The organism is Streptomyces koelreuteriae, assembly GCF_018604545.1.
GTDB lineage: Bacteria > Actinomycetota > Actinomycetes > Streptomycetales > Streptomycetaceae > Streptomyces > Streptomyces koelreuteriae.
Window position 1 is genome coordinate 578,473 of record NZ_CP075896.1, and the last position, 23,754, is coordinate 602,226.

Sequence of the window (23,754 nt, forward strand, 5' to 3'; positions counted from 1 at the left end):
TGGCCCTGCGACATGTCTCCACCCTGTCTGCAGGCGCGCCGCTCACCCCTGATCTGAGGGTGACGATGCACTTTCATCCCGACCGCGCGGCGGGAGGCCGGCCGATCCTGGCGAGGATGGCGGAGGACGGTGTCTACCGGTCGCAGTTCGTGACCGGCACGAGCAACGGCGGACTGACCGCCCGCCCTGGCGGGGACCGGTGGCATTGGGAGAGTCGTATCTTCGCAGGCACGTACGACGACGCCGCCGCAGACGAGCGCCCCGTGTACGGCGCGTTGAACTACCGGCGTGATCCCGTCGGTGGTGCGCCACGGTTCGGCTCCTCGTACTTCAGGCTCACCGCCGAGGCCCTGGGGCGCGCCACGTTCTGCTACCCCGACAGTTCCACCGGGCCTACGGACTTCGGTGTCGCCGCGCACTGCTCGCTCATCGAACTCGCCGAATCCGACGGCCTGGACGCCTTGGACAGCCATGTCGAGGCACAGATCCATGGACCCGTCAGGTTCGACCGTGACGTCGAGGCGCTGGTGCTGGATCCCAGCTATCGCGGCACCGCCGTCGAATCCGCAGCTCACCGGCTGCCGTGCCCGGTCGAATGGCACCCCGGTTTCCGGCTCGGCGTGGACGAGCTGCGCTGTCGGCCGGACTACCGCGGACAGAGATACGTCGACCTCGGAAGTGAGATCGCGGTCGACGGCCGGCTCGACCCCAAGACCATCGGAGACGCCGCCCGCACCGGCCGCTACGACCTCCAGGACCTCAAGAAGGTCTGGCACTGTCTGGCACGCTTCGGGCAGCGGCGCAGCACTCCATCTGCCCGAAGCTGAACCCCAGTTGCGTACTAGAGCGCGTCGGCCTTCGACAGCGGCCTCGGGCCGGTCGGGACATGCAGGTCCTCGTCCCGCAGCCGGCCCGTCGCCCACACACTGATCAGGCCGGTGAGCGCCAGATAGCCGCAGGCCCACCACGGACTGCCCGAGCCGAGTGCGAGCAGGGCGGTCATGATCAGCGGGGTGATGCCGGAGGCGAAGATGCCGGACACCTGGTAGACGAAGGACATGCCCGTGTACCGGACGGGGGTGGCGAAGAGCGCGGCGAACAGGGTGCCCTGGGCGCCGTAGAACCAGGCGTGCACGACCCCGAGCGTCACGATCAGCGCCGCCGCGAAGGCCCAGGTCCCGCCGGTGCCGAAGAGCCAGAACGCCGGGAAGACCGAGACGGAGAACGCGGCCATGCCGGTGACGTAGACCCGGCGGGCGCCGCGCCGGTCGACCGCCGCCCCGGACACCGGTATCAGCACGGCCATCACCAGCGCCGCCGCGGTGACCGCGAGCAGCACCGGCGTACGGTCCAGATTCAGCGTTCCGGTCGCGTAGGTGATGGCGAAGACGGCCCAGGTGTTGAAGGCGGCCCCCTCGCCCCACCGGGCGAGCATCCCGAGCAGGACGTGCCGACGGGCCTCGGGCACACGCATCAGCTCCACCAGCGGCGCTGAACGCGGCAGTTCCTGAAGACGGCGTACGGCACGGAAAGCCGGTGTCTCGTCTATCTTCAGCCGGACGGCCAGTCCGACCACGACCAGCACCAGGCTGACGAGGAAGGCGATCCGCCACCCATAGGCGAGGAACGCCTCGTCGCTGAGGGCGTCGCTCAGCAGCGCGAACACGCCGGTGCCCAGGGCCAGTCCGAGGGCCAGCCCGATCTGCGGGCAGCTGCCGAACCGGCCCTTGCGGCCGTCGGGGCCGTACTCCACGGCCAGCAGCACCGCCCCGGCCCACTCCCCGCCCAGGGCCACGCCCTGCGCGACCCGCAGGACCAGGAGCAGCGCGGGCGCGAGGATGCCGACCTGCTGATACGTGGGCAGCAGACCGATCAGGGCGGTGGAGACGCCCATCAGCCCCATGGTGAAGGCGAGGGTGTGTTTACGGCCGATCCGGTCTCCGATGTGCCCGAAGAGCAGACCGCCCACGGGACGGGCGACGAAGCCCACGGCGAACGTCGCGAAGGACAGCATCGTGCCGACGGTGCCGTTGGACGTGGGGAAGAACAGCTTGTCGAAGACGAGCCCGGCGGCCGTGCTGTAGAGGAAGAAGTCGTACCACTCAACGGTGGTGCCCAGCAGACTGGCGAGCACCACGGTCCTCAGCCGGGAGGGAGCGGGGGCTTCTTGTTCCGGCTTCTGGGCTTGTGGCGTCTGGGTTGCATGCGCGGACATGTGGCTCCGAGTGGGGGTGCGGAGACGGCGTGCGGGCATGCCGACGCGAAGACGTACGTACGACGTCCAGGGACGCGTCGGTGCACGCAAAGGGCGCGTGAAAAAGGGGATGGCCGCAGCCTCGACCGGTGCGCATGGTGCTGTGGGGGACGCGGACGCGCTGAGACTGACGACCCGGTGGCCCTACGCCGCCGGGGAACTCATGGGCTCTTGGTCGTCAGCCGCGACAGGTCGCGCTGGACTGGCGGCACAGATCTACGTGCAGTCGTCCCACGAGGATGTCGGCGGCAGCGGTCATGCCAGGCATTGTGCGTGAGTCACCCCGCCGAGCTCAAGTGCGCCGTCCCACCAGGCGGTCAAGCGAGGCCGCTGTCCGGTGCGATGATGAGGGAATTCCACAGTGAGGAGGAACCTCCATGGTTCCGCTGCCCGGCGTACGACGCTCCGAGGACTGTGGGGGGTGGGCGGTGGTCGTGCTCACCGGCGAGGTGGACCGGGCGCTGGCCCCGGCGCTGCGTGAGGCGGTGGACGCACTGATCGTCGAGGACCGGGCCCGGATCGTGCTGGATCTGGAGCAGGTGCCGTTCATGGATTCGTCCGGTCTGAGTGCGCTGGTGTACGGGGCGCGGCGAGCCGGGGCGCTCGGCGGGACGCTGCGTCTGGCGGCCCCGCGTGATCAGGTACGCCGGCTGCTGGAGCTGACGGGGCTGAGCACCGCCGTCGAGGTCTTTCCGGGCGTTCGGGCGGCATGCGAGGCCCCGTGCCCGTAGCGGTCTGTCGGCATGGCTTGCCGAGATGGGGGCGGGTGCGGGCAAAATGCGTCGAGTGAAGAGCGGGCGGGGAGAACGTGACATCACGGGCATCGGTGTGGACGAGACGCTGATGTCGGCGCTGTTCGCGGCCGTGGGAGCCGGTGTGTACGCCGTGGACGACCAGGGCAGGGTGTTCGCCTGCAACCCGTGGGCGGAGCAGTTGCTCGGCTACGAGCCGGGCACCCTGATCGGGGTCGACGCCCACCGCGCCCTGCACCCGCCGGGCGCGGGGGCCGCCGCCGTACCCACGCAGCGGCCGACTTCGAAGGATGGCGCGCCGGGCCGCAGGACCAGTGGCGACCGCGCCGTGTTCCTGCGCGCCGACGGCACGTCGCTTCAGGTGTGGTGGACCGCCGCTCCGCTGCCCGCGGCGCTCGGGCACGGCGAGGGCGCCGTGGTCGTGTTCCACGACGCGACGGCCGAGCGGGAGCGGGAGGGCCGCCGCGCCGAGCGGTACGCGCACAGCGAGACGATGCGTGAACAGGCCGAATACGATCTGGCGGAGGCCACTTGGCTCGGCGAGCTGACGCTCGCCATGACCAGCACCCTGGACACCGACGAAGCGCTGCACCGTCTCGTACGCCAACTGGTGCCCCGCCTCGCGGACACCGCCCTGATCGACCTGGCCGAGGGACATGGCTACCGCCGGGCGGCCCACGCCCATCACATCGCCGACATCCTGCCCGCCGCCTCGTCCGACCAGGGTGAGACGCTGCCGCGGCACCCCGCCCACCACGCGGCCGTCAGCCGCGTCATGCAGGGAGGCGGCCCTCAGCACCTGACGGACCTGGCCCCGGCCGCGCCGGAGGAGACCGACCTGATGGCGGTGGTGCAGGCCGAGGAGGCCTTCGTCATTCCGCTGCGGCTGCGCGCCACCACCTTCGGGGCGCTGACCCTCACCCGCGCACCGGCGGGCCCGCCCTTCAACGTCGCGGACCGTGCCCTGGCCGAAGAGGTGGCGCGCCGCATCAGCCTGGGCCTGGACAACACCCGGCTGCACGCCGCCCAGGCCGACATCGCGACGGCCCTGCAGCGCGCCCTGCTCACCGCCCTGCCCGATGTCCCGGGCATCGAACTGGCGGCCCACTACCAGCCGGCCCAGCACACGGCGGAGGTCGGCGGCGACTGGTACGACGCCTTCCTCCTCCACGACGGTGACCTCGCCCTCGTCATCGGAGACGTCACCGGACACGACATCCAGGCCGCCTCGCGTATGAGCGAACTGCGCAACATGCTCCGGGCGCTGGCCGTCGACCGCCCCGAGGAGACACCCGGTCAGATCCTGCGCCGCCTGGACACCGCCCAGGCCCGTCTGACCCTCGCCGACTCCGCCACCGCGATCCTCGCCCGGCTGCGCCGGACCACCAGCGGGGCCTGGCAGGCATCCTGGTCCGTGGCGGGCCATCCCCCTCCCCTGCTGATCACCGCCGACGGCGTCGGCTACCTCACGGGAGCGCGGGCCATGCTCCTGGGACTGCGCCCCACCGCCGAGCGCCCCACCACCCACACCGAACTGCCCGCCGACGCCACTCTCCTGCTCTACACCGACGCCCTGGTCGAATCGCGCGCCCAATCCCTCGACGAGGGCATGACCCGTCTGCGCCAGCACGTCACCACCCACCGCCATCTGCCGCTGCCCGAGCTGTGCGCGAAACTCGCCCGGGACCTCGGTGACCCCCGCGACGACATCACCCTCATCGCCGCGCGCACTCCCCCGCTCGCACCGCGACGACACGGCGCATGAGCTGCCGCTCAGGCCGAGGAAGCGGAAGCTCGATCAGGCAGGAACCTCAAAGACGAGTTCGAGGCCGTCCTCCTCGTCCCATTGCTCTCCGACCTCCACGAAGCCGAACCCGGAGATCGTGGCCAGGGAAGCGGTGTTGTCAGGACTGATCGTCGCCCGCACGATCCTGACGGAGGCTTCGCCGGAGGCCCGCCGCAGCAACGCGGTCAGTATCGCCCTGGCACAGCCCTGACGGCGGTGGAGGGGGACGACCGAGTAGCCGAGCTCCACCATGCCCGCCTCGTCCGGCGGCCCGTGGAATCCGGCGTACCCCACGACGGCACCCTCCGGCTCGGCCACCACGATCTGTGTGAGCCACCCCGCGCAACCCGGGTCCGAGGCGAGCTGGTTGAGCCGGTATCGCCACACCCACTTCGCCCTGTCGGTGACGAAGTACTCGGTGAGAGGAACACCGGCTTCGGCACCGGCCTGAGCCAGATCGTCCTTCAGCAGGGCGGCCATGGCCGTGCTCGACAGCTCGACGAATCTCACGGATCTCGTGCTCGTGGGGGCTGTGGTCAGGCGCTCGGCTTTGTCTGTCACAGCGCGCATGGTCATGGAGTCCCAGGGACGTGTCCACCTGTTTTCGCGTCAGCCGGGCGGACGGAGCGCTGTGACGAGTCGCTCGGTGTGCACCATGTCACGCATGACAAAACCACCTAAGTTGCCCAAATCACAGCGCAAATATCCCTTTAGGGTCCATTCTCGGAACGGCTGCCGAAGCCCGAAGTGGAGCGCGCCCTCATCGACTTGGACGGACCCGTCCAAGTGATCCATGCCACAGCGATCGTGATGCTCCCCCTCGCCCTCCATCCCCTCTCCTCCCTCTCCCCCCTCCTCTCCCCGGAGAAAGGTGCCGACCATGGCCGCTTACCTGTGCCCGCCTGCCGTGATTCACGGCAGGCACACCGTGAAGACCAGCGAGATCGTTTCGGAAGTACGCGACCGGCACCCGCACGCCGCGTGGGCGCCGCGGGTCGAGAGCATCGCGGCCAGCACGGGCATCGAGAACCGCGGCTGGATGCTGCCGCTGGAGAGCGCCGTCGCACCCGGCGGCGGCAGCGCCCTGCCGGCCGCCGGGGTCGGGCCCGCCCGGGAGGCCCTGACCGGCGACGGGTTCAGTGAACAGGACGTGGACCGTGTGATCACCGCCCTGGAGGCGATACCCGCGCCGCAGACCGTCCAGGAGCGCACGGCGCCGGCCTGGGCGGCCGTGCAGTCCTCGGGGGAGCAGGCGGCACGCGGGGCCCTGCAGATCGCCGGGCTGGACACCTCGGACGTCGACTGCCTGATCACCAGCCACTCCACCACCCCGGCGCTGCCGGGCCTGGACGTCGCCCTGGCCAACAAGATCCCGCTCCGGGGCGACGTGATGCTGCTCCCCGCCACGCAGTGGGCCTGTGTCGCCGGGACCCGTTCCCTGGCCCTGGCCGCGGATCTCGTGGCCGCGGACCCCGACCGGGTGGTGCTGGTCGTGATCTCGGAGGCACTGAGCACGACCTACCAGCCCGCGGACGACACTCTGGAGTCCTTGATCGTCCGGTTGCTGTTCGCGGACACCGCGGTCGCCACCGTGGTCACGGGCCGCCCGAGGCCCGAGTCGATGCTGCGGCTGGACGCCGCCTGGCACCACACCCTGCCCGGCACCCAGGATCTGCACCGCCTGGAGACACGGGAGGACGGCACCCACTTCGTGATGGACCGCCGCGGGCCGCGCGCCGTGCAGGAGACGGTCACCGCGATGTGGGAGTGGCTGCGCGTCCGGTACGAGGACGACCCCGGCTCCTGGCACCCCGACGTCCTGCTCGCGCACCCCGGCGGGACACGCGTGCTGGAGTACATGGAGCAGACGATGCCCGACGGGTGGCCGTCGGGGCTGCTGGAGTACAGCCGGGACAGCTACACCAGCGGCAACCGCGGAGGTGCCGCCGTGTTCGACATCATGCGCAGGGCGCACGACGCCGGGCAGGCACCAGGCAGTCGCGCCGTCCTGTACGCGGCGGCCCCGGGCCTCACGGCGACCGCCCTGGAAGGCGAGTGGCTGTAGCGCGCGCTCGCGTCGCCCGCGGCCTCGTCACCTCACGACTGGCCCGGCTGACCCGGCTGACCCGGCTGACCCGGCTGGCCCGGCTGACCCGGCTGGCCCGGCTGGCCCAGCCGACCCGGCTGGCCCAGCCGACCCGGCTGATCCGGCTGATCCGGCTGACGCGATCGATGCCCAGACCACCTTGCCGGTGTCCGTCCACCGCACCCCCCACCGGGTGGTGAGTCCGTGCACGACGTGCAAGCCACGGCCGCCGTCGTCGGAGAGCCCACCCCGGCCCAGCCGCGGCCTGCCGTTGCCGGTGTCGCCCACCTCGCACAGCAGCCCATGACCGGCCCTGATCAGCCGTACGGTGACGGGTCCCTCGGCGAAGCGGACCGCGTTGGCGACCAGCTCGCTGACCACCAGCAGCACACTGTCCCGGGTGTCGTCCCTGGTGCGCCACTGCCTCAGCAGCGCGGAGACCAGCCTGCGGGCCCGGGCGGCCGCGTCGCCGCGGGCGGGCAGACGCCAGGTCGCGGTGTCCTCGTTGCGGTAGCCGATCATGCGCGCGAGGAGCAGGGTCACGTCGTCGCGGCGGCGCACGGGCGCCAGCTCGGAGACCACGCGCCGAGCGGCCGGCGGCAGGGCGTCCCAGGGGTGCACCGTGGACACGACCTCCGCCAGCCTGCCGATGCCCTCGTCGATCGAGAGGGCGGGATCCTCCACCAGTCCGTCGGTGTAGAGGGCGAGCAGCGAGCCCGGTGGTACGGCGAACACGTGCACGTCGAACGGCTCCCGCAGCGCGAACTCGGCGCCCAGCCCGGGGTGCGGGCGTACCGCGACGGAACCGGCGGGCCCGTCCGGGGGCACCAGGACCGGAGGGAGGTGTCCGGCGCTGGACAGCGCCACCTGATGGCTGACCGGGTCGTAGACGGCGATGCAGCAGGTCGACCCGAGGGCGCTGTACCCGGCCACCAGCCCGGACTCCGTGTCGTCCAGCAGCGTCACGGTCTCGTCCAGGTGCTCCAGCACCTCGTTGGGCGCCAGCCCCGCGGACAGCAGCGCGCGGGCCTCCATGCTGAGCTGCCCCATGGTCGCCGCGGCTCCCAGGCCGTGCCCGACGACGTCACCGACCACCAGCGCGGTACGGCCGTCCGGCAGCGGAAAGCTGTTCACCCAGTCACCGCCGACGCCCGCGCTGTCGGGGGTGGCGGGCTGGTAGACACTGGCGGTCTCGATGGTGTCGCCGGCGGACCGCGGCAGCAGCCGGCGCTGCAGCGCCAGCACCTGTGTGTGCTCGCGCTGGTGCTGACGGGCCAGGTCCACGTGGTGCGAGGTCCTGGCCACCAGTTCCTGGAGGTCGAGCAGCTCACTGTCGTGGAAGGGGCGGTCCGCCCGCCGCCAGACCTCCGCCACGCCCAGCACCACGGGCGGCGCGCCGTTCAGGACCAGCGGAATGTACGCCACACCCGCCGCACGGTCACCGGGCACCAGGGCACGCACCAGCCGCTGACTGCCGAGCACCCGCTCGATCTCCGCCCGGTCGGGGATGACGATGGCCTGCGCGGCGTCGTCACGCCGGATCGCCTGGGACAGCAGACGACTCGCGTCGCCGGGAAGATCGTCGCCCGGCGTCACATAGCCGTCGGGCCAGGCCCGGTCCGGCACCAGGGCCGCCCGCCGCAGCCGGATGCGCCGCTGCGGCTGCTCGGTGACCACCTCGCCCGTCCACACGGCGAGGTCGAGGTCGATGGCGGCCACGTCTCCCCAGGCCAGCAGGGACTCCGCCAGCGACTGCGCGGTTTCGCCGATGTCCAGCGAGGTGCCGATCGCGGTCTCGGCGGCGTACAGGTGCAGCCTCCTGGCCATGGCGATCAGGGAGACGGTCAGGCCCTCCTGTGGCGGCGCGGCGGGCAGGATGCTCATCGAGACCACCAGCTCCGACCCGTCACCGCGCCGCAGGCGCTGGACCCGGGCGACATGCGGCTCACCGGTCTCCAGGACCTGCCGCAACCGCCGCGTGACCGTCGGTACGTCCCAGGGAGGCAGAAGATCGACGAAGGAGCTCCCGGTCAGGGCCTCCACCCCCGCGAAGACGGGGGCGCCCAGATTGGAGCGGGTGATCCTCAGATCCCGGTCCAGATTGACCGCGCCGAGGATCTGCTCCTGACGGCCGGGGTTCGGATTGGCCGGTACGTGCTGGCAGGCGGCACTGTCGCCCGGCGGGTCGGCAGAACCGGTGGCCGCTGCCGCCCCGCCGCGTGGGATGTACTGCCCCAGAGCGCCGCTGACCATGTCGAACGGCGACGCGGACGAGGGGGAGGGGGTGGAGTCCATGCGGCTCTCTCAGCTCGCTCGCCAACCCCGGCACAGCGCCGGGGCCGTACCAGAACCCGGGCGACAGGGCCCCGAGATTCCTGACCGCACACCTCATTCAATAACACCCGGGGCCGCTTCGCCTGCGCCGGGGGATCGCGCGGTGGGCGCGGACAGTGAGAGGGGGACACGTTCGGTGACGAAGCGATCGCGCCGCCGTGGCACGGCACGATCACGCGACGGGTGAATCGTCAGGGCGAGAGGGACGGGCGTCCTCATTCCCGAAGGCAGCTCGTCGGTGTGATCGGAATCGCCGTAACGCTCACGAAGACAAATGAGCAGCCGCGCACCCGGCTCGACGATCAAGCGCATGCCTGCCGCCCTGGCACCTCTGCACCACCGCCCGTTCCGTCATCTCTTCATCGGTACGACGGCCAACCTGCTCGGCAACGGGTGGCGCATCCTCTTCCTGCTGTACGGCGCGGTACTGGCCGACCGGCTGCCACGCGGCCCGCTGCTGGTCGGCAGCAGCCTGGCCGGCGCCGCGAGCCAGGCGGTGATCGCCACCCTGGTCCTCACCGACAGCGCCGCCATCCCCCTGCTCATGGCGCTGACCGTGATCAACGGGGCGTCGAGTTCCTGCTACCAGCCCGCCGCCCAGGCCCTGCTGCCCCAGACCGTGCCGGCCGAGTCCCGCCGCACCGCCCTCGCGCTCTCCAGGATCGCGGGCAGCAGCGCGACGATCGTCGGCGCCTCACTGGGCGGCGTACTGGTCGCCGCGGTCGGCCCCGGCTGGCGCCTGGCCGTCGACGCCCTCAGTTTCGCGCTCGCGGCGGTGTGCTTCGCGCTGGTCCGCGTCCGGGTCACGCCGCCCTCGCCCAGCCCCGGTGTGGTGCATGAACTGCGCGTCGGCTGGCAGGAATTCACTTCCCGCAGCTGGGTGTGGGTGATCGTGGTGGCCTTCTGCTTCCTCAACGCCGGCATCACCGCCTCGTTCACCGTCCTCGGCCCGGCCGTCGCCGACAGCACCGGGATCGGCCGCACCGGCTGGGGCGTGGCCGTCGCCGCGGGCTCACTCGGCGCGGTCGCCGACGGCGTCCTGTCACCGCCTGGCCCGCGCCTACGCCTACAGCGACCTCGGCTCCTACCTCGCACTCCCCCTCGCCCAGTTCGCCGCCGGACCCGCCGTACTCCTCCTCGACCTCCAAGCCACCCTCTACGCGGCCGCCGCGCTCATCCTCCTCGCCACCCTCGCCACGCCCTCCATCCGCGCGCTGGTAAGCACACAGGTGAAATGACCTGGCAAGCTGCTTCGGTGCTCGAATATCGCCTCTGGCTTGCCGCAGTCCCGGAACCTCTGCCTGAAGCCGAAGCCCGTATCTACTGGAGGGTGAAGGATCTCCCCACCCCGACCCTCGACGAAGCGTTGAAGCAAGCGGACTACGCCTACGTCGGCTCCTGGCAGGACAAGCATCTGGCGGAAATACCCCAATCTGGCCGCTGCCCTGCTGTCCGCATCTTCGACTGGCTGTTCTATCGAGGGACCATCGACTGCTACCAAGCACCGATTCTGGATGCCCGGCTACGGGATGAACTGATTGAGCTCCACCAGCCCCGGCCGAATGACCTACCTGCGGAGTCCACCAATACGGACGAACTCGCCACCTTCCTCACGGCCCACCTCGGCTGGCACCTGCTGCCTGAGGAGCCGCCACCCCCAACCACGACACCGCCCCAGGCGACTTCGGGCAGCCGGGCCGACGACCAGGACGGCTGAGCAAACATCCCCACCATCAAGCCTTCCGCGAAAGCCACGCCGTTTTGCCTGATGATGATGAGGAGGTGGCTGTCCGACCACGAACCCTGGCCTGGGTGAGCCGGCACCTCGAGGTCGGCGAACGGGTCGTCAAAGCCGAGGCGCTGCACGGCGGCATTACGGCCGAAATGCTCAGGCTGACCGTCGGCGTGCAGAACGGAGACACGCGTGACCTGGTCCTGCGGAGCTTCGTCGACTCGCGCCACGTGAGGCACGCCGCGGACTGGCTGAGCCGGGAGGCCGACGCCCTGACCCTACTCACGGGGACCGAGGTGCCGGCTCCTGAACTACTCGCCGTTGATTCAACGGCGGCACACTGCGAGTTTCCCTCGCTCCTGATGACACATCTGGCCGGCCGGACGATCCTCGACGATGAGGGACTGGAGACGCGCGTACCTCTACTGGCCCGTCAACTCGTGACGATCCACGCGGTACGTCCCACCCAGCCGCTCCGGGAGTATGTGGCGTTGACGACCGCCGACACCGTCGTGGTTCCGAAGTGCGCCGAGGCGGCAGTATGGGCCGCGGCGATCGACGTGATCCGCAAGCCCGCGCCGCCCTACCAAGGTCGCTTCCTGCACCGGGACTTCCAGCCCGGCAACCTGCTGTTCGACGAGTCGCCCCCACAGCCCACCGGTGCCCGGATTACCGGTGTCGTCGACTGGGCGACGGCCTCCTGGGGCCCGGCGGATCTCGATGTCGCGCACTGCTCGACCAATCTCGCGCTGCTGCACGGCCCGACGTGGGGCCTGCGGTTCGCCGAGGTGTACGAGGAGGCCGGCGGAGCGTTGGCCGCGGCTGCGGGCGCACGGCTGTATTGGCAGGTGCGGGACGCGCTGGCGTGCTCAGAAGAAGTGCAGCAGGTGGCGCGGCCATGGCGGGAGGCAGGCAGGGCAGAGCTGACGACGCGTGTCGTGGAGGAACGACTGAACGCCTATGTCAGCGCCTTGATGAACGCAGGGGGCTGAGCCGAAGCGGCCCGGCCCCAGGCCCAGCAGCGAGCACCGACCCCAGCTGCCATGTCTACCCGCGGAGCCGATCGCATTCTCTCAGACCGTGTTTGAGATCTCGATCTAGTCATGCGCCGCTGGTCAGCTCGGGATCAAGAACCGGTTGCGCCGTGATGCAAGATGAGGAGCGTGGTTACGAAGGAGCGTGCCGTGGAGCTGGTCAAGGCCCTGCTGTCGAGACAGCGGCAGGAGTCACCATGGATGGCACGACTACCCGAGCTCGCTGTCTACGAGATAAAGGAGCACGCTCTCGGGTGGCTGGTCGTCTGGCAATCGGTGGAGTACATCCGCAGCGGCGACATTGGGAAGATGCTGGTGGGCCACGGGCCCTACCTAGTCGACCGGCAGGACGGGAGCATCCACCACATCCCTGCCACCACATACGTCGCCGATGTCTGGCAAGATCTCCACCTCCAGCAGATCAGGGGCGTCCGGCCGCCCGATCCGCTGGTCGCGGCCGTTGAAGCGCTCGTCCACTCCGAGGGGACCATGGCCGCGATGCGCCACCTGCGGAAGCGGGCCCCACTGTTGGGGCTGCAGCAGGCGAAGGCCTAGGTCATGGCCGTCCGGGACGGAGACGATCCTTCGGAGGAGCTGGTCAACCTCACCCGGACGCCGGAGAGGGTCCCTCCGCTGCCCATCAGTACCCTGGCCGGCCCGGTTCAGTAGCGGTCCGGAAAAGCGACGGGCTCCTGGCCGTGCGGTCAGCCCTCGCCTTGAGAGTCGGCGGACCATGATGCCGATCATCGCCCAGCGGATCATCGTTTCTGATCGGGCAGGGCTGGACTCGTAGTCCGGGCCAGACGCCAGTGGGCGATGAGCCATGCGAAGGTCCGCTCGACGCCCAACGTTTGGGTTGGACCCGGAAACCTCGCCGGCCGGGTTCCTTTCGGCGATCTCGAGCTCTCGCCCCAGAGTCTGAGCGGTCCACTCCACTAGTCGGCCAGCGAAGCCCTGGTCCGCCCAGGCCTTACAGATTCCGGGATGGTCGAGCCGGGTCCACAGCAGCGGACGCGGGCGCCGTCGCGGTCCTGGACATTCGCTGCACGACGTGAACGGCCATGAGCAGGCCGAGGGTGTCGGTGACGATGAACCTCCTCAGAGGCGCTCGACATACGGAGCCCGCCATGCCGGAGAAGGATCCGCTCCAAGCTCCGTCCAGTATTCGCGGCCGCTGACGACCATGCCGTTGCGGACAGTCCAGAAGGACGCCACCCGGTGGATACCCAACGCGTCGTGAGGAACCTCAACCTCAGAAACGACTTCGTCCCCGAACGCCAGGACGCGGAGAACCTTGATCGACCAGCCCTCCGGATACTCCGCGTTGATGCGTACGTAGTTCTCCCGGCCGCAGATGCGTTCACCACTGACCGGCCATTCCACAACTACATCGTCCGCCAGCAGCTCGCCGACGCCTTCCCAATCCCGGGCATGCATACGGGCCCAGAGCATCTGAATGGTCTTCGAGGGTTCCATGACCATATCCTGCACGGCACCACACAGAATGGCGCCGTCTAAGAGCTCGTAACAGGATCTTGTTGAAGCGTGCTGGTGGGGCGTAACCGGTGTGACGATTCGGCCGTTCGTGGGGTGTGGGTACTCGACCGTGGATCGTGGACGATGAGTTGTGGGCGCTGATCGAGCCGTTACTGCCGCCGTAGCCGGTGCGGGCCCCGGGGCCGCGACCGGTGGCGGATCGGCTCTGCCTTCAGGGCATCCTGTTCGTCCTCTGCAACGGCATAGCCTGGCAACTGCTGCCCTTGGAGCTGGGGTTCGGCTCGGGGCAGACCCGCTGGCGCCGCCTGGACCGGTGGCAGAAGGCAGGAGTCTTCGACCGGCTGGTTCGGGTCCTGCTCGCGGAGCTGAACGCGGCTGGCGAACTCGACTGGTCACGGGCCTGCGTGGACGGCTCTCACATCCGCGCGAAAAAGGGGGCGCCGACACGGGTCCGTCGCCGGTCGACCGGCGGAAAACGGGCAGCAAACACCACCTGATCTGCGATGGACGCGGCACCCCGTTGAAGGTCATCACGACTGCGGCCAACGTCAACGACGTCACCCAGACCCTCGCCCTGGTCGACGGCATCCCGCCCGTCGCGGGCCGCCCCGGCCGACCCCGCCGCAGGCCCGAGGCTCTGCTCGGTGACAAGGGCTACGACTCCAACGCCCACCGCGACGAGTTGCGTTGCCGGCGGATGCTGCCCGTCATCTCCCGCAAGGGATCGCCGAACATCCAGGGCATGGGCAAGCTCCGCTACGTCGTCGAGCAGACTTTCGCCCTGCTTCACCACTTCAAACGCCTTGCCGTGCGATGGGAACGCCGCACCGAACTTCACGACGCCTTCGTCTCCCTCGCCTGCAGCCTCATCTGCTGGCGACGGCTTCGGAAGCTCAAGAACTGCTGACCGGTGTCAGGGCAGGCCAGGACACCAGCAGGCTGCTTCACACGTTGGTACTCTCCGCATCTACGGCGAGGAGGGGAGATGATCGTGGGAGCAGCGCCGTCGAGTCCTCCGAGCCGCTGGTTCAGAGGAACTGGCTTTGGTGTCCGCTTCGGTGGGCTGACCGCGGTGGTGTCCACTGCTGCCATTGGGAATGCATGGGCTACGTGTGACATCGGCAACGGCGTAACCAATGGCATGGCTTTGCTGTTTCTTGTCCCTCTCATTTGGATCGCCGCTGCGGTTCCGTGGGTGATCCTGCACAGCACCCTCGGAAGACGTCATCGCAGGACAGCCCTGACTGCAGAGCTCATCTTCACCCTGTGGTTCACCTGGTTCCTTGTCACATGGCTCGGCATGCCGGATTCCTACCCCGCCCCGTTGTGCCCGGGCAACATCCCACCCTGGTGGCCGAGCTTCATCCCAGCATGACTCCGGCGTAGCCCGTGAATGACCTCGGCAGCGGCAACCTACTCAACACAGTGCCCCCCGACCAGCTGCGGTACGCCAGCAAGATCATGTTACGAGTTCTAAGGTCCGGCGGTAGACAACAGCCGCGCAGAGGCACGGGACCGTGAAGGCTTCGTTCAGCCGCTCGGTCCTCTTGGGTCCTGAGCCCGTGAGGCAGCTCTGCAGACCACGATTCCGCAGTTCAGGCTGTTGTCAGGAATCCATCGAGCGCAACCGTTGCGGTGCGAGACGGTGGAGCGGCGGTGCAGCCCTCGATCTCTGCGTCCAACTACATCCGCAGGAGCACGACTTATTGCTGTGGACTACCCTCCTTCAGATGATCACGAGGGCGTACGAAGCTGGCGACCGCACTGGCGTCCGCCAGGTGTACGCGGACGCGATGTCGTTGGCCTACGCCGAGATTCTGTCTCCAGACGTTCTCCGCGTCAGCCTTGCCGCAGGGTGGCGCGGCCTACTCCGAGGTCACAGCGTGATCGTGGCTGTCGACGAGCTCGACATCGTTGGGTTCGTCGACGTCGCCTCGGGCGACGAACCGGGCCACTGCTATGTGTACGACCTCTTTGTCGCGCCGCAGGCACAGGGAGCCGGTGTCGGACGACGCCTCATGGAAGCAGCTCACAAAGCAATGGACGGCATGGGAGCAACCCAACGGTTCCTGTGGGTGCTGGAGGGGAATGAGCGGGCCATGGCGTTCTATGAGCGAGAGGGGTGGCGGCGCGACGGTCAGCGCGTGCTGAGTAGTCGAGGCGTGCATCGCTTGAGATATCAGTACGGGCGCGGCGCGGGAGCCTCGAGCCGGACGCCAAGTCTGAGTCCAGAGAAGTGACCGGCCGAAGCCGATCACGCCGCTCCAGATGTCCTCCGCGACCTTCCCGAGCAACACGAGGTCGCGGTGCGGATGATCCCGCTCTGGGCCGACCCGATGGCTTCGTAACTCACGGGCGACGCTGCCTGTCACCGAGAAGATCTCCGATCCTCCACCGCGGCTCGTTTGATCGACCAGACTTGCCCTTGTTTTCCAAGGGAGAAGGGACGGCGAGCATGGCGGGCAGTGCTCTTCTGGTGATGGACATCCAACGGGACGTCGTGGCCATCGCCGACGACGGTTCCGGATATCTGCCGCGTTTGCGCAGGGCGATCGACGGTGCCCGGGCTGCCGGCATCCCCGTGATCTACGTGGTGATGGGGTTACGGCCGGGCGATCCGGAAGTCAGCCCTCGCAACAAGGTGATCACAAACGCCGTGCGGGCCGGCCTGTTCACCGAGGGCGCCCCTGGCACCGAGATCCATGACGACGTCGCGCCCCAGCAGGGCGACGTGGTGGTGACCAAGAGGCGAGGGAGCGCATTCTCGGGCAGCGACCTCGACTTGATACTCAGGGCTCGCGAAATCGACAGCCTTGTTCTCACCGGCATCGCCACCAGCGCTGTAGTGCTGTCCACTCTCTGGCACGCCATCGACCTGGACTTCGGCCTCACCGTCCTGGCGGATGGCTGCCTCGACACCGACCCTGAGATCCACAAGATGCTCACCGAGAGGCTGTTCCCGCAATGGGCAGATGTCATGGCCGTCGAGGACTGGCTGAAAGCCATCAGACCGCAATAGCGGGGGGCCGCCCGGACTTCACGACGGATCGCTGCGCACAGTTCAACCTTGTCTGGGGCGCCCTAGGTGTGCTGTCCGGCGAGGGGATGCCTTCCACATTTCGGCACGGCGGAACTTACGGTTTGTGGGTTACCCAGAGCAGTTCCGCCGGCCAGCGGTGTGCCCAGTCGGGTGGGTCGGTTTCGTTGTAGCCGTTGGGTGTTCCGAGCTCGGGCCGCGGCTCGATGAGGTCATCGATGATGAGACCCGCGCCGCGCAGGACCTTGACCCAGCCGCCGTAGGTGAGCTGATAGCTGGTCGCGCCGTCGTCTTCGGCGATGGTGTTCAGCCCGAAGTAGTCCTGCTGCAGCGTCGTGGTCACGCGGCCGGCGGCTTCGTCGTAGCAGGCTTCGAACCATGGGCTGGCGACATTGAACACCAGGCGCCCACCGCGGCGCAGGATGCGTGCGGCCTGCGGGACGGCCAGGTGCGGGGGCGCCCAGCTGAGCCCACCGAAGTCGCAGAACACCAGGTCGAAGCTGTCGGCGGCGAAGGGGAGTTGTTCGGCGGCGCCTTGCACCAGCGGGTAGCGAGCAGATCCCATCGCGCGGAGTGCTGCGGTGAGTTGGGCTTCGGACAGGTCGAGCCCGACCACGGTGGCGCCCTCGGCGGCGAGCGCCCTGGACCACTGGCCGGCGCCGCAGCCGAGTTCGAGGACACGCTTGCCGGTGACGTCGCCCAGGGCGTGCAGGTGCGTGTCGGGGATGGAGTACATGCCCCACAGCCGAGGTGCGGCGCCGATCTGCGGATCGTGCTCGTGCTGGTAGGCGCTGCTGATCCGGTTCCAGAGCCGCCGGTTCGCGGGGATGCTGTCCACACGCCGACTCCAGCACTGCCTGCCGGAGGCGGTCAACACGATGAGGGCACTGGCCTGCCCTCGCCTCGGTCCGCCCCTGACTCGGCCCCCGCCGTACGAGCCTCAGGACATGCTGCCCCGGCACACCGTTCCCGGTGCGGGGGTGCGGCCGGTGCGGAGGTAGTAGTCGACCGTCTCCGTGACGCAGCGGTTCTGCGGGTATGTGCCGTGGCCCTCCTCCTCGGCCGTCAGGAGGACGCCGACACCGTCGCCCAGGGCGCGGGCCATGTGGCGGGCACCGGGGTAGGGGGTGGTCGGGTCGCCGGTGCCGCCGACCACCAGGACGGGGGCCGCGCCGTCGGCGTTCACCTGAAGCGTGGTGCGCTCGCCGTCGAACGGCCAGTCGTAACAGAGGTAGACACCGGTGGACCAGGCCGCGCCGAAGACAGGTGAGGCGGCTTTGACGCGGGCCTCGTCCCTGTCGAGGCGTTCGAAGCCGGGGCGCAGACTGGAGTCCGCGCAGGTGATCGCGGTCTGGGCGGCGCGGCTGTTGTCGCGCGGGGTCGCCGCGCGGTCGGCGGAGCCGATGTGGTCCGCGCCTTTGCTCAGCGGACGGCCGTCGTTGTGGTCGATCAGCGCGGTGAGGGCCTTGGCGAGCGGCGCCCAGCCGTCCGTGCCGAGGCCGAGATGGTCGCTGACGGTGTTCGCGAGGTCGTCGGCGTCGAGGTTCCTTCCGCCGCCGGCCGGGGCGGGCTTCTTCTCCAGGCGGTCGGCCAGGCGCACCATACGCCGCGCGGCCTCCTCGGGCCCATCGCCGGTCGGGCAGTGGCGGATACGGGCCGCGCAGTGCGCGGCGAACCGGTCGAACGCCGCCTGGACCGCCTTGACCTGCGACACCTGCTCCTCGTTGAGGTTCTCGGTCGGATCGACGGACGCTTCGAGGACGAGCCGTCCGACGTGCGACGGGTGCAGGTGGGCGTAGACCGCGCCGAGCGCCGTTCCGTACGAGACGCCGAAGTAGTACAGCCGCTCGTCGCCGAGGAGGTAGCGCATCAGGTCGAGGTCGCGCGCGGTGTGCGAGGTGCCGATGTACGGGAGGAGCGCCCCGGAGTGCTCGGCGCAGGCGTCGGCCCCGTCGTAGCCGGTGTCGTCCGCGGACTTCCCGCATCGCACGGGGATGGTCGCGCCGACGCCGCGCGGGTCGAAGGAGACCAGGTCGTAGCGGTCGAGGAGCGTCTCGTACTGGTTGAGGCGTTCGGGCAGTCCGGACACGCCGGACACGCCGGGGCCGCCGAAGTTGAGGACGAGCGAGCCGATGCGCCGGGCGTTCGGGCCGGTGGCCTTGCGGCGGATCAAGGCGACGTCGATCGTCCTGCCGTCCGGCTTCCGGTAGTCCAGGGGGACCTTCATGGTGGCGCAGTCGTAGCCCGTGCGCGCGGTGGGCGGCGAGGAGCAGCGGGACCAGCGGAGGTGCTGGCCCGTGGTGAGCGCGGTGGGCAGACCGGCGGGCGGGTTGTTCGCGGTGAACTCCGTACGCGGCTCCGCACTCCGGCCGGGAGCGTCGTGCTGGAGCCAGGCGCCGACGGCCCCGATCGCGGCGAGGACGACCCCGGCGATGATGCACGCGCCGGCCGCGAGGCCCGGTCTGCGGCTTCGTAACGGACGTGCGTCACTCATCGAAATCCCCGCGCTCCCGCCCCTGGACGCCCGCCCCGGGCCCACATGCCCGTACGCGTGATCGTCCGATCCTCGAATGCGTGAAGGATACAAGCCGCCTCCGACAGCACGGCCGGACGCCCGGCGTGCGATGTCCGGGGCGGCGGGCTCGTCACGGCCGGTCAGCCAGTGGCGGATCGGGACACGGCTCGACCACGAAGCCAGGGGCACGGAGCGATCGCTGTCGAGCTGAGAACAACGAAGCAAGCCACTGAGGACAGCACCTCAACAGGACCGAAGAGGCCGGCGGTCTCGTCCGGGTACTCGCCGAAGGGAGGAGGCACCTGGAGCCGATACGCCGGCGGAGACCGCTTAAAGTCACCATCCGGCTGGAACCCACGGAGAACTCACGACAGTTGAATACGCGAGCCCACCAGCATACCGACGCCCGACCGCGCCTTTGCCACCAAGGGCCACAGCTCCGTCGCCGAAGCCAGGAGAGAATCCGGCTGCAACTGCAATTGACAGCATGCCGGTTCGATGCGCCGCTCGCGCAGGACCCCCGCGTCCGCACGCTGGCGCTTCCCCGGCCGGTCGGCGCCGCCTGCGCCCGCAACCTGGCCCTCAACAAGGTCCGCACCCCGTACATGAACTGGGCGGACGACGATGACGAGTTCGCCCACGACGCCATGGCCGTACAGCTGAACACCCTGGAGTCGACCGGGGTCGGCTGGTGTGCGGGCTGGAGCGAGGACCAGTACCCCGACGGCTCGACCACCCTGTGGCGGGCCCCCACGCCGCCCGGCCGGCAGGAGGCCGGTGACGTGTCGACGTACTGGAAGTCGCCGGCGGACACCATCCCCATCGGGCCGACCACGATCCTCGCCCGCACCGACCTCGTGCGCGCCGCCACGATGGGCGGCCTCGTCCAGGGCGAGGACTACTGCGCGGCCCTCGGCGTCACCGCTCTCGCCCCCGGCATCCTGCTGCCGGTCCCGGTGTACCGATACCGCAAGTGGGACGGGCAGATGACGGCCCAGGTGGGATACGACCAGCTGGAGGCGGCGGCCCGAGAGCACGCCTGGGCGGTACTGGCGATCCTCGACGAGGCCGCCTATGTCTGCAAGATCAGCGACCTGCCGGACCTCTCCCACCTCGGCAGCCGCGGGATCATCCCGATCACCATCCTGCAGTCCTACCGCCAGGGCCAGAGGGTCTGGGGGGGGGACGCGGGCGTGGATGCCCTGTGGTCAGCGTCGACCGTGAAGGTCATCGGCTCCGGCATCGACGACCCCGACTTCGCCAACAAGCTCAGCCGGCTGATCGGCGACCACGAGGTGGAGACCACCTCCACCTCGCACTCGGAGTCCGGGAAGTCGACCTCGGTCAGCATGCGGCAGGAGCGGATCCTGCCGGCCGACGCGATCCGGGCCCTGACCCCAAGGGCACCGCGCTCTGCTTCGCCGGGGCGGGCGTGCATGCTGCTTCCTGGGCGGCCATGACCTGATCGCCGTACTGGAAGGCCCACGCGCCGAAGGCGTCGATGGGCGCCAGCAAGGTCCGGCCCAGAGACGTGAGTCGATACTCGACCCGTGATGGTGCGTCAGGGTCTGCCTGCCGGTCGACCAGTCCGTTGAACTGCAGTCGGCGCAGAGTCTCGGTGAGGACCTTGGAGCTGATGCCCCCGATCCGCTCCCGTAGTTCGACCGGGCGCCTGGGGCCGTCGCGCAGGGCCCAGAGCACGACGGCGTTCCAGGTGTTGGAAAGCAGGTCGAAGGCGAGGCGTGCGCGGCAGTCGGCGAGGAAGGCATCAGTCGTCACGTACCAAATGGTGCCCGAACCGCCTTCTAGCGTCGGTGCACATGGTCATAGCAGGCGCGGAGAGGGGACGCATGATGAGAATCGGCGTACTGGGGACAGGCAATATGGCCGACGCGCTCGCCACCCACTGGGTGCGGGCCGGACACCAGGTGATCATCGGGGGACGGGACGTACGCAAGGCAGAGCGGCTCGCGACGCGCATCGGAGGCAGCACGAAACCTGCCGGTCTGCGCGCGGCGGCCGAGTTCGGCCAGGTGGTGTTGGCCGCGCTGCCCTTCGGGGCGGGAGCAGACGTGGCGCGGGACATGCATGCGGCCCTGGAGGGCAAGGTGCTGCTCGACTGCTCCAACCCGGTCGGTCCAGGGTTCCGGCTGCTGACGGAAGGAGGCCCTTCGGCCGCGCGGCGATTTGCCGCTGCGGCACCGGGAGCCCACGTGGTCAAGGCTTTCAACCTCTGCCACGAGGACGTGTGGCGCATGCGGCCGCCCGTCTTCGATGGGCGACCACTGGCCGTTCCGATCTGTGGGAATGACGAGGAGGCTCTCGTGTTTGTACGCGAGTTGGTGCGGGACGTGGGCTGCGAACCCGTGGCTGTCGGCGGTCTCGAACGTGCGGGACTCCTGGAAGCGACAGCCGCGCTGTTCATCACCCTCTGGGTCGGCGAGGGAGCGGATGCGCAAGCAGTCGCACCGCCACTGGCATACGCAGCCGGACCAAGCCACCAGGAAGCGGACGGCGGCACGGCGGTTCTCCATTAGGCATTCTTGTTGCTACTCACTCTCGGAAGGGCTGCTTCACCCAGCCCTGGTCCCAATTGGATACCTGGTGGGTGCGCCCGCGCAGTTCCTGGAAGTACCACTGCCCGTCACGCTTCACGAACCGGTCGGTGTAGTCGATCGTGAGGATCACGGCGTCCTGCGCGCCGGCGTCGTCCGTGCGGGCAATGGTGCACAGGCACAGGAGGCGGAAGTTGCCGATGGCCGACAAGCCGTCCTCGGCGATTTCCACCTGCGGGTTGATGACGTAGTGCTGGGCCCACAAGATCTTCTTCGGGAGGTCCTTGAAGTGTTCGGTGATCTCGACGCGGCCGTTGTTACTGCCTCCCTCGCCGTCGACCACCCAGCGGCCGTCGGGGGTGAAGAGGGACGCGATGCCCTGGGCGTCATAGGCGTTGTCGCAGTGAGCCGCGTACCGGTACTTCAGTTGCTCGACGGCGCGAGCGTCTTCGAGCCGGTTCAGGCGGGCCTCCAGCGCGGCAACGGCGGTGAGGGCTTCGTGTGTATCAGACATGAGGGTCCTTCAGTGTTCGACTGCATGGAACGGGGCAGCTGATGAGTCCTGGCCGCGGACGTCACCATGCGGTGTGTCGCTTCCAGGAAGGTCTAGGAATCCTTGACCGTGATCCAGCCGGGTGTGTAGTCGAAGCCGGAGATCCGCCAGATGCCGCTCTGGCGGCGGAGGTCCAACTGGTAGTGGGCTCCGTAGAGGTCTTGGCCATTGGGCGCGGCCGGCTGCTGCGGAATGATCCTGCCCACAACGAGGTGAGCGCTGGTCTGTGCCTCGTCGACCGTGACGTGCAGCGTCCGGCCGAAGTGCTGCATCCATGGCCACCCGCGCCGGAAGGACTTCATCTGGCCGATGACTTCATGGCGACCGTTGAGGTCGCCCATCGGGGGGAATGACCCGGAGATGTCCTCGGTGAAACAGTCGTGCAGGAGCGTGAAGTCGCCTTGGTCGATGGCCCATGAATAGCGTGCGTAGAAGTCCGCTGCCTGTTGCACGGCGTCGTCGGCGTCGAGGTCGGGGATGCCACGGCCCCACGGCGAGTCCAGCTCACTCACGATGGTGGGTGCCGCGTCGCCGAGCTTCCAGCCTTCCGCTGACGGGAGGCTCCACGGGGCAAACCGTGCCGGGTCTCCGTCGGTCCATGGGATGGACAGCCGCAGCTCCGCGAACTGCCAGCCCGCCTCGCTCCGCACGAGGTCGGCCAGGAGCGTCGCGCCGAAAGTGGAGGGCGCGGGGTCGGAATGGGAGCTGGTGCCGTAGAGGTACGACGTCAGCACGGTCCGGCGATCGTCTCCCCTGACGGAGTGATTGGTGGTGACCAGACGGAGGGCCGTCTTGGCGACGATGTCGGCGCTGAACAGGGCGGCGATCTCCGCCGCACCGCGAGCCTGCCCGTGCGCGCTGGAATGCAGCACGCTCGATTCGGTGAAGAGGCGACTCAGGGCAGATTCGTCGCCGTTGGTCCACCCCCTGGCGAAGGCGTCCAGAGTGGCGCGTACGTCCTTGGTGATCGGGTTCATCGATCGGCCCCCCACTGTGGAGGGGAGGAGCATGGCTTCTTGCTGCGAGACATGGCGCCGACGCTAAACATTCACATCAGTGTGAATGTCAAGCAGCGGGGGTTTTCCGATGGCCCGGGACCGTCTGGCTTGCGACTGCCAGGTAGTCGCGGATCGCGTCACGATTGCGCGTCAGGGTCTCGATGCGCCGCTCGATCTCGCCGAGCTCCCGCGCCAGGTTGGCGGCCAGCTCCGGGTCGACCATGGGGCGCAGCTCGGCTCCCGCACCCAGGAAGCAGGGCACGATCTCACGGATGACATCGGTGCTCAGCCCCGCCTGGAGCAGGTCGCGAATCTGCTGGACGCGCTGCACTGAGCTCTCGGGGTAGTCCCGATAGCCGTTGGGGAGGCGGTCGGGGTGGAGCAGGTCCTGCTGCTCGTAGTAGCGCAGGAGCCTGGTGGCGACCCCGGTACGTCGGGAGAGTTCACCGATTTTCACAGTGACGCACCTCACTCCATTTCGTCTTGACCTTGACATCGATGTGCAAGTTTAACGTCGGTGTCCGGCGTCGCAGTTCCGCCCCGCCTCCCCTGTACACCCACTGCCTGATCACGTGATCCACGCCGACCGGCCCAGCTCCGCGTCCGCAGCTGCAGAAAGGC

At 69.1% G+C, this 23,754-nt stretch carries 22 protein-coding genes and 2 pseudogenes; 13 read left to right on the plus strand and 11 right to left on the minus strand.

The features are described from left to right. The first annotated feature begins 65 nt into the window (after positions 1-65). Positions 66-827, plus strand: coding sequence for a DUF3626 domain-containing protein (locus KJK29_RS02600; RefSeq protein ID WP_215116962.1), 762 nt, complete (start codon positions 66-68; stop codon positions 825-827). A gap of 14 nt (positions 828-841) precedes the next feature. On the opposite strand, the gene KJK29_RS02605 is transcribed toward KJK29_RS02600, so the two are convergent. After that, the gene (locus KJK29_RS02605) at positions 842-2,137 is read right to left on the minus strand and encodes an MFS transporter (protein ID WP_215116963.1); all 1,296 of its coding nucleotides are present in this window, start codon (positions 2,135-2,137) and stop codon (positions 842-844) included. Positions 2,138-2,432: 295 nt separating this feature from the next. Continuing rightward, positions 2,433-2,522, minus strand: a complete 90-nt coding sequence (locus KJK29_RS39315) for a putative leader peptide (protein ID WP_106434236.1) — start codon at positions 2,520-2,522, stop codon at positions 2,433-2,435. A 109-nt stretch (positions 2,523-2,631) separates the two neighbouring features. Between KJK29_RS39315 and KJK29_RS02610 the strand changes: the two genes are divergently transcribed. After that, on the plus strand, positions 2,632-2,985 hold the full coding sequence (locus tag KJK29_RS02610) for an STAS domain-containing protein (RefSeq protein ID WP_215116964.1): 354 nt from the start codon (positions 2,632-2,634) through the stop codon (positions 2,983-2,985). 55 nt (positions 2,986-3,040) lie between these two features. Beyond that, on the plus strand, positions 3,041-4,771 hold the full coding sequence (locus tag KJK29_RS02615; protein ID WP_215116965.1) for a SpoIIE family protein phosphatase: 1,731 nt from the start codon (positions 3,041-3,043) through the stop codon (positions 4,769-4,771). 33 nt (positions 4,772-4,804) lie between these two features. On the opposite strand, the gene KJK29_RS02620 is transcribed toward KJK29_RS02615, so the two are convergent. Continuing rightward, positions 4,805-5,302, minus strand: a complete 498-nt coding sequence (locus KJK29_RS02620) for a GNAT family N-acetyltransferase (protein WP_251057683.1) — start codon at positions 5,300-5,302, stop codon at positions 4,805-4,807. 370 nt (positions 5,303-5,672) lie between these two features. Between KJK29_RS02620 and KJK29_RS02625 the strand changes: the two genes are divergently transcribed. After that, positions 5,673-6,857 carry a beta-ketoacyl-[acyl-carrier-protein] synthase family protein gene (locus KJK29_RS02625; protein WP_215116966.1) on the plus strand — a complete coding sequence of 395 codons (1,185 nt, stop codon included), beginning with the start codon at positions 5,673-5,675 and terminating at the stop codon, positions 6,855-6,857. Positions 6,858-6,884: 27 nt separating this feature from the next. Here KJK29_RS02625 and KJK29_RS02630 read toward each other — a convergent pair whose 3' ends face one another. Then, positions 6,885-9,173 carry an ATP-binding SpoIIE family protein phosphatase gene (locus KJK29_RS02630; RefSeq protein WP_215116967.1) on the minus strand — a complete coding sequence of 763 codons (2,289 nt, stop codon included), beginning with the start codon at positions 9,171-9,173 and terminating at the stop codon, positions 6,885-6,887. A gap of 313 nt (positions 9,174-9,486) precedes the next feature. Between KJK29_RS02630 and KJK29_RS02635 the strand changes: the two genes are divergently transcribed. The 3 genes from KJK29_RS02635 to KJK29_RS02645 all read left to right on the plus strand — a co-directional run bounded on the left by KJK29_RS02635 (position 9,487) and on the right by KJK29_RS02645 (position 12,533). Then, on the plus strand, positions 9,487-10,929 hold the full coding sequence (locus KJK29_RS02635) for an MFS transporter (protein ID WP_215116968.1): 1,443 nt from the start codon (positions 9,487-9,489) through the stop codon (positions 10,927-10,929). A gap of 95 nt (positions 10,930-11,024) precedes the next feature. After that, positions 11,025-11,936, plus strand: coding sequence for a phosphotransferase family protein (locus KJK29_RS02640; RefSeq protein ID WP_215116969.1), 912 nt, complete (start codon positions 11,025-11,027; stop codon positions 11,934-11,936). A gap of 192 nt (positions 11,937-12,128) precedes the next feature. Continuing rightward, on the plus strand, positions 12,129-12,533 hold the full coding sequence (locus KJK29_RS02645; RefSeq protein ID WP_251057684.1) for a YrhB domain-containing protein: 405 nt from the start codon (positions 12,129-12,131) through the stop codon (positions 12,531-12,533). Positions 12,534-13,076: 543 nt separating this feature from the next. On the opposite strand, the gene KJK29_RS02650 is transcribed toward KJK29_RS02645, so the two are convergent. Next, positions 13,077-13,454: a nuclear transport factor 2 family protein gene (locus KJK29_RS02650; RefSeq protein ID WP_215116970.1), complete on the minus strand. Its 378-nt coding sequence runs from the start codon at positions 13,452-13,454 to the stop codon at positions 13,077-13,079. Between the two features lie 116 nt (positions 13,455-13,570). Between KJK29_RS02650 and KJK29_RS02655 the strand changes: the two are divergent. The 4 genes and pseudogenes from KJK29_RS02655 (at position 13,571) to KJK29_RS02670 (ending at position 16,494) form a co-directional block, all read left to right on the plus strand. Then, positions 13,571-14,382: pseudogene (locus KJK29_RS02655) on the plus strand (IS5 family transposase). A 78-nt stretch (positions 14,383-14,460) separates the two neighbouring features. Further along, positions 14,461-14,850: a hypothetical protein gene (locus KJK29_RS38695; protein ID WP_251057685.1), complete on the plus strand. Its 390-nt coding sequence runs from the start codon at positions 14,461-14,463 to the stop codon at positions 14,848-14,850. 355 nt (positions 14,851-15,205) lie between these two features. Next, positions 15,206-15,715 carry a GNAT family N-acetyltransferase gene (locus KJK29_RS02665; protein WP_215116971.1) on the plus strand — a complete coding sequence of 170 codons (510 nt, stop codon included), beginning with the start codon at positions 15,206-15,208 and terminating at the stop codon, positions 15,713-15,715. A gap of 215 nt (positions 15,716-15,930) precedes the next feature. Continuing rightward, positions 15,931-16,494, plus strand: a complete 564-nt coding sequence (locus KJK29_RS02670; protein WP_215116972.1) for a cysteine hydrolase family protein — start codon at positions 15,931-15,933, stop codon at positions 16,492-16,494. A gap of 115 nt (positions 16,495-16,609) precedes the next feature. Here the strand turns inward: KJK29_RS02670 and KJK29_RS02675 are convergent, their stop codons facing one another. Next, positions 16,610-17,350 carry a class I SAM-dependent methyltransferase gene (locus tag KJK29_RS02675; protein ID WP_215116973.1) on the minus strand — a complete coding sequence of 247 codons (741 nt, stop codon included), beginning with the start codon at positions 17,348-17,350 and terminating at the stop codon, positions 16,610-16,612. Between the two features lie 102 nt (positions 17,351-17,452). Further along, entirely contained in the window at positions 17,453-19,006 is a 1,554-nt protein-coding gene (locus KJK29_RS02680; RefSeq protein WP_215116974.1) for an alpha/beta hydrolase, read from the minus strand. Positions 19,007-19,518: 512 nt separating this feature from the next. On the opposite strand from KJK29_RS02680, the pseudogene KJK29_RS39320 reads away from it, so the two are divergent. After that, positions 19,519-20,487, plus strand: a pseudogene (locus KJK29_RS39320) (TraM recognition domain-containing protein); the annotation flags it as partial. Here the strand turns inward: KJK29_RS39320 and KJK29_RS02695 are convergent. Continuing rightward, positions 20,372-20,806 (minus strand): winged helix-turn-helix transcriptional regulator, encoded by a 435-nt coding sequence (locus KJK29_RS02695; protein ID WP_251057686.1) that lies wholly within the window; start codon positions 20,804-20,806, stop codon positions 20,372-20,374. The pseudogene KJK29_RS39320 and the gene KJK29_RS02695 overlap by 116 nt on opposite strands. Before the next feature lie 74 nt (positions 20,807-20,880). Between KJK29_RS02695 and KJK29_RS02700 the strand changes: the two genes are divergently transcribed. Next, positions 20,881-21,564: an NADPH-dependent F420 reductase gene (locus tag KJK29_RS02700; protein WP_215124118.1), complete on the plus strand. Its 684-nt coding sequence runs from the start codon at positions 20,881-20,883 to the stop codon at positions 21,562-21,564. Between the two features lie 16 nt (positions 21,565-21,580). On the opposite strand, the gene KJK29_RS02705 is transcribed toward KJK29_RS02700, so the two are convergent. From KJK29_RS02705 to KJK29_RS02715, 3 genes are all read right to left on the minus strand, one after another. Continuing rightward, positions 21,581-22,096 carry a nuclear transport factor 2 family protein gene (locus tag KJK29_RS02705; RefSeq protein WP_215116975.1) on the minus strand — a complete coding sequence of 172 codons (516 nt, stop codon included), beginning with the start codon at positions 22,094-22,096 and terminating at the stop codon, positions 21,581-21,583. Between the two features lie 92 nt (positions 22,097-22,188). Then, positions 22,189-23,112, minus strand: coding sequence for a nuclear transport factor 2 family protein (locus tag KJK29_RS02710; protein ID WP_215116976.1), 924 nt, complete (start codon positions 23,110-23,112; stop codon positions 22,189-22,191). Positions 23,113-23,200: 88 nt separating this feature from the next. Then, positions 23,201-23,590: a MerR family transcriptional regulator gene (locus KJK29_RS02715; RefSeq protein ID WP_215116977.1), complete on the minus strand. Its 390-nt coding sequence runs from the start codon at positions 23,588-23,590 to the stop codon at positions 23,201-23,203. Positions 23,591-23,754: the final 164 nt, after the last annotated feature.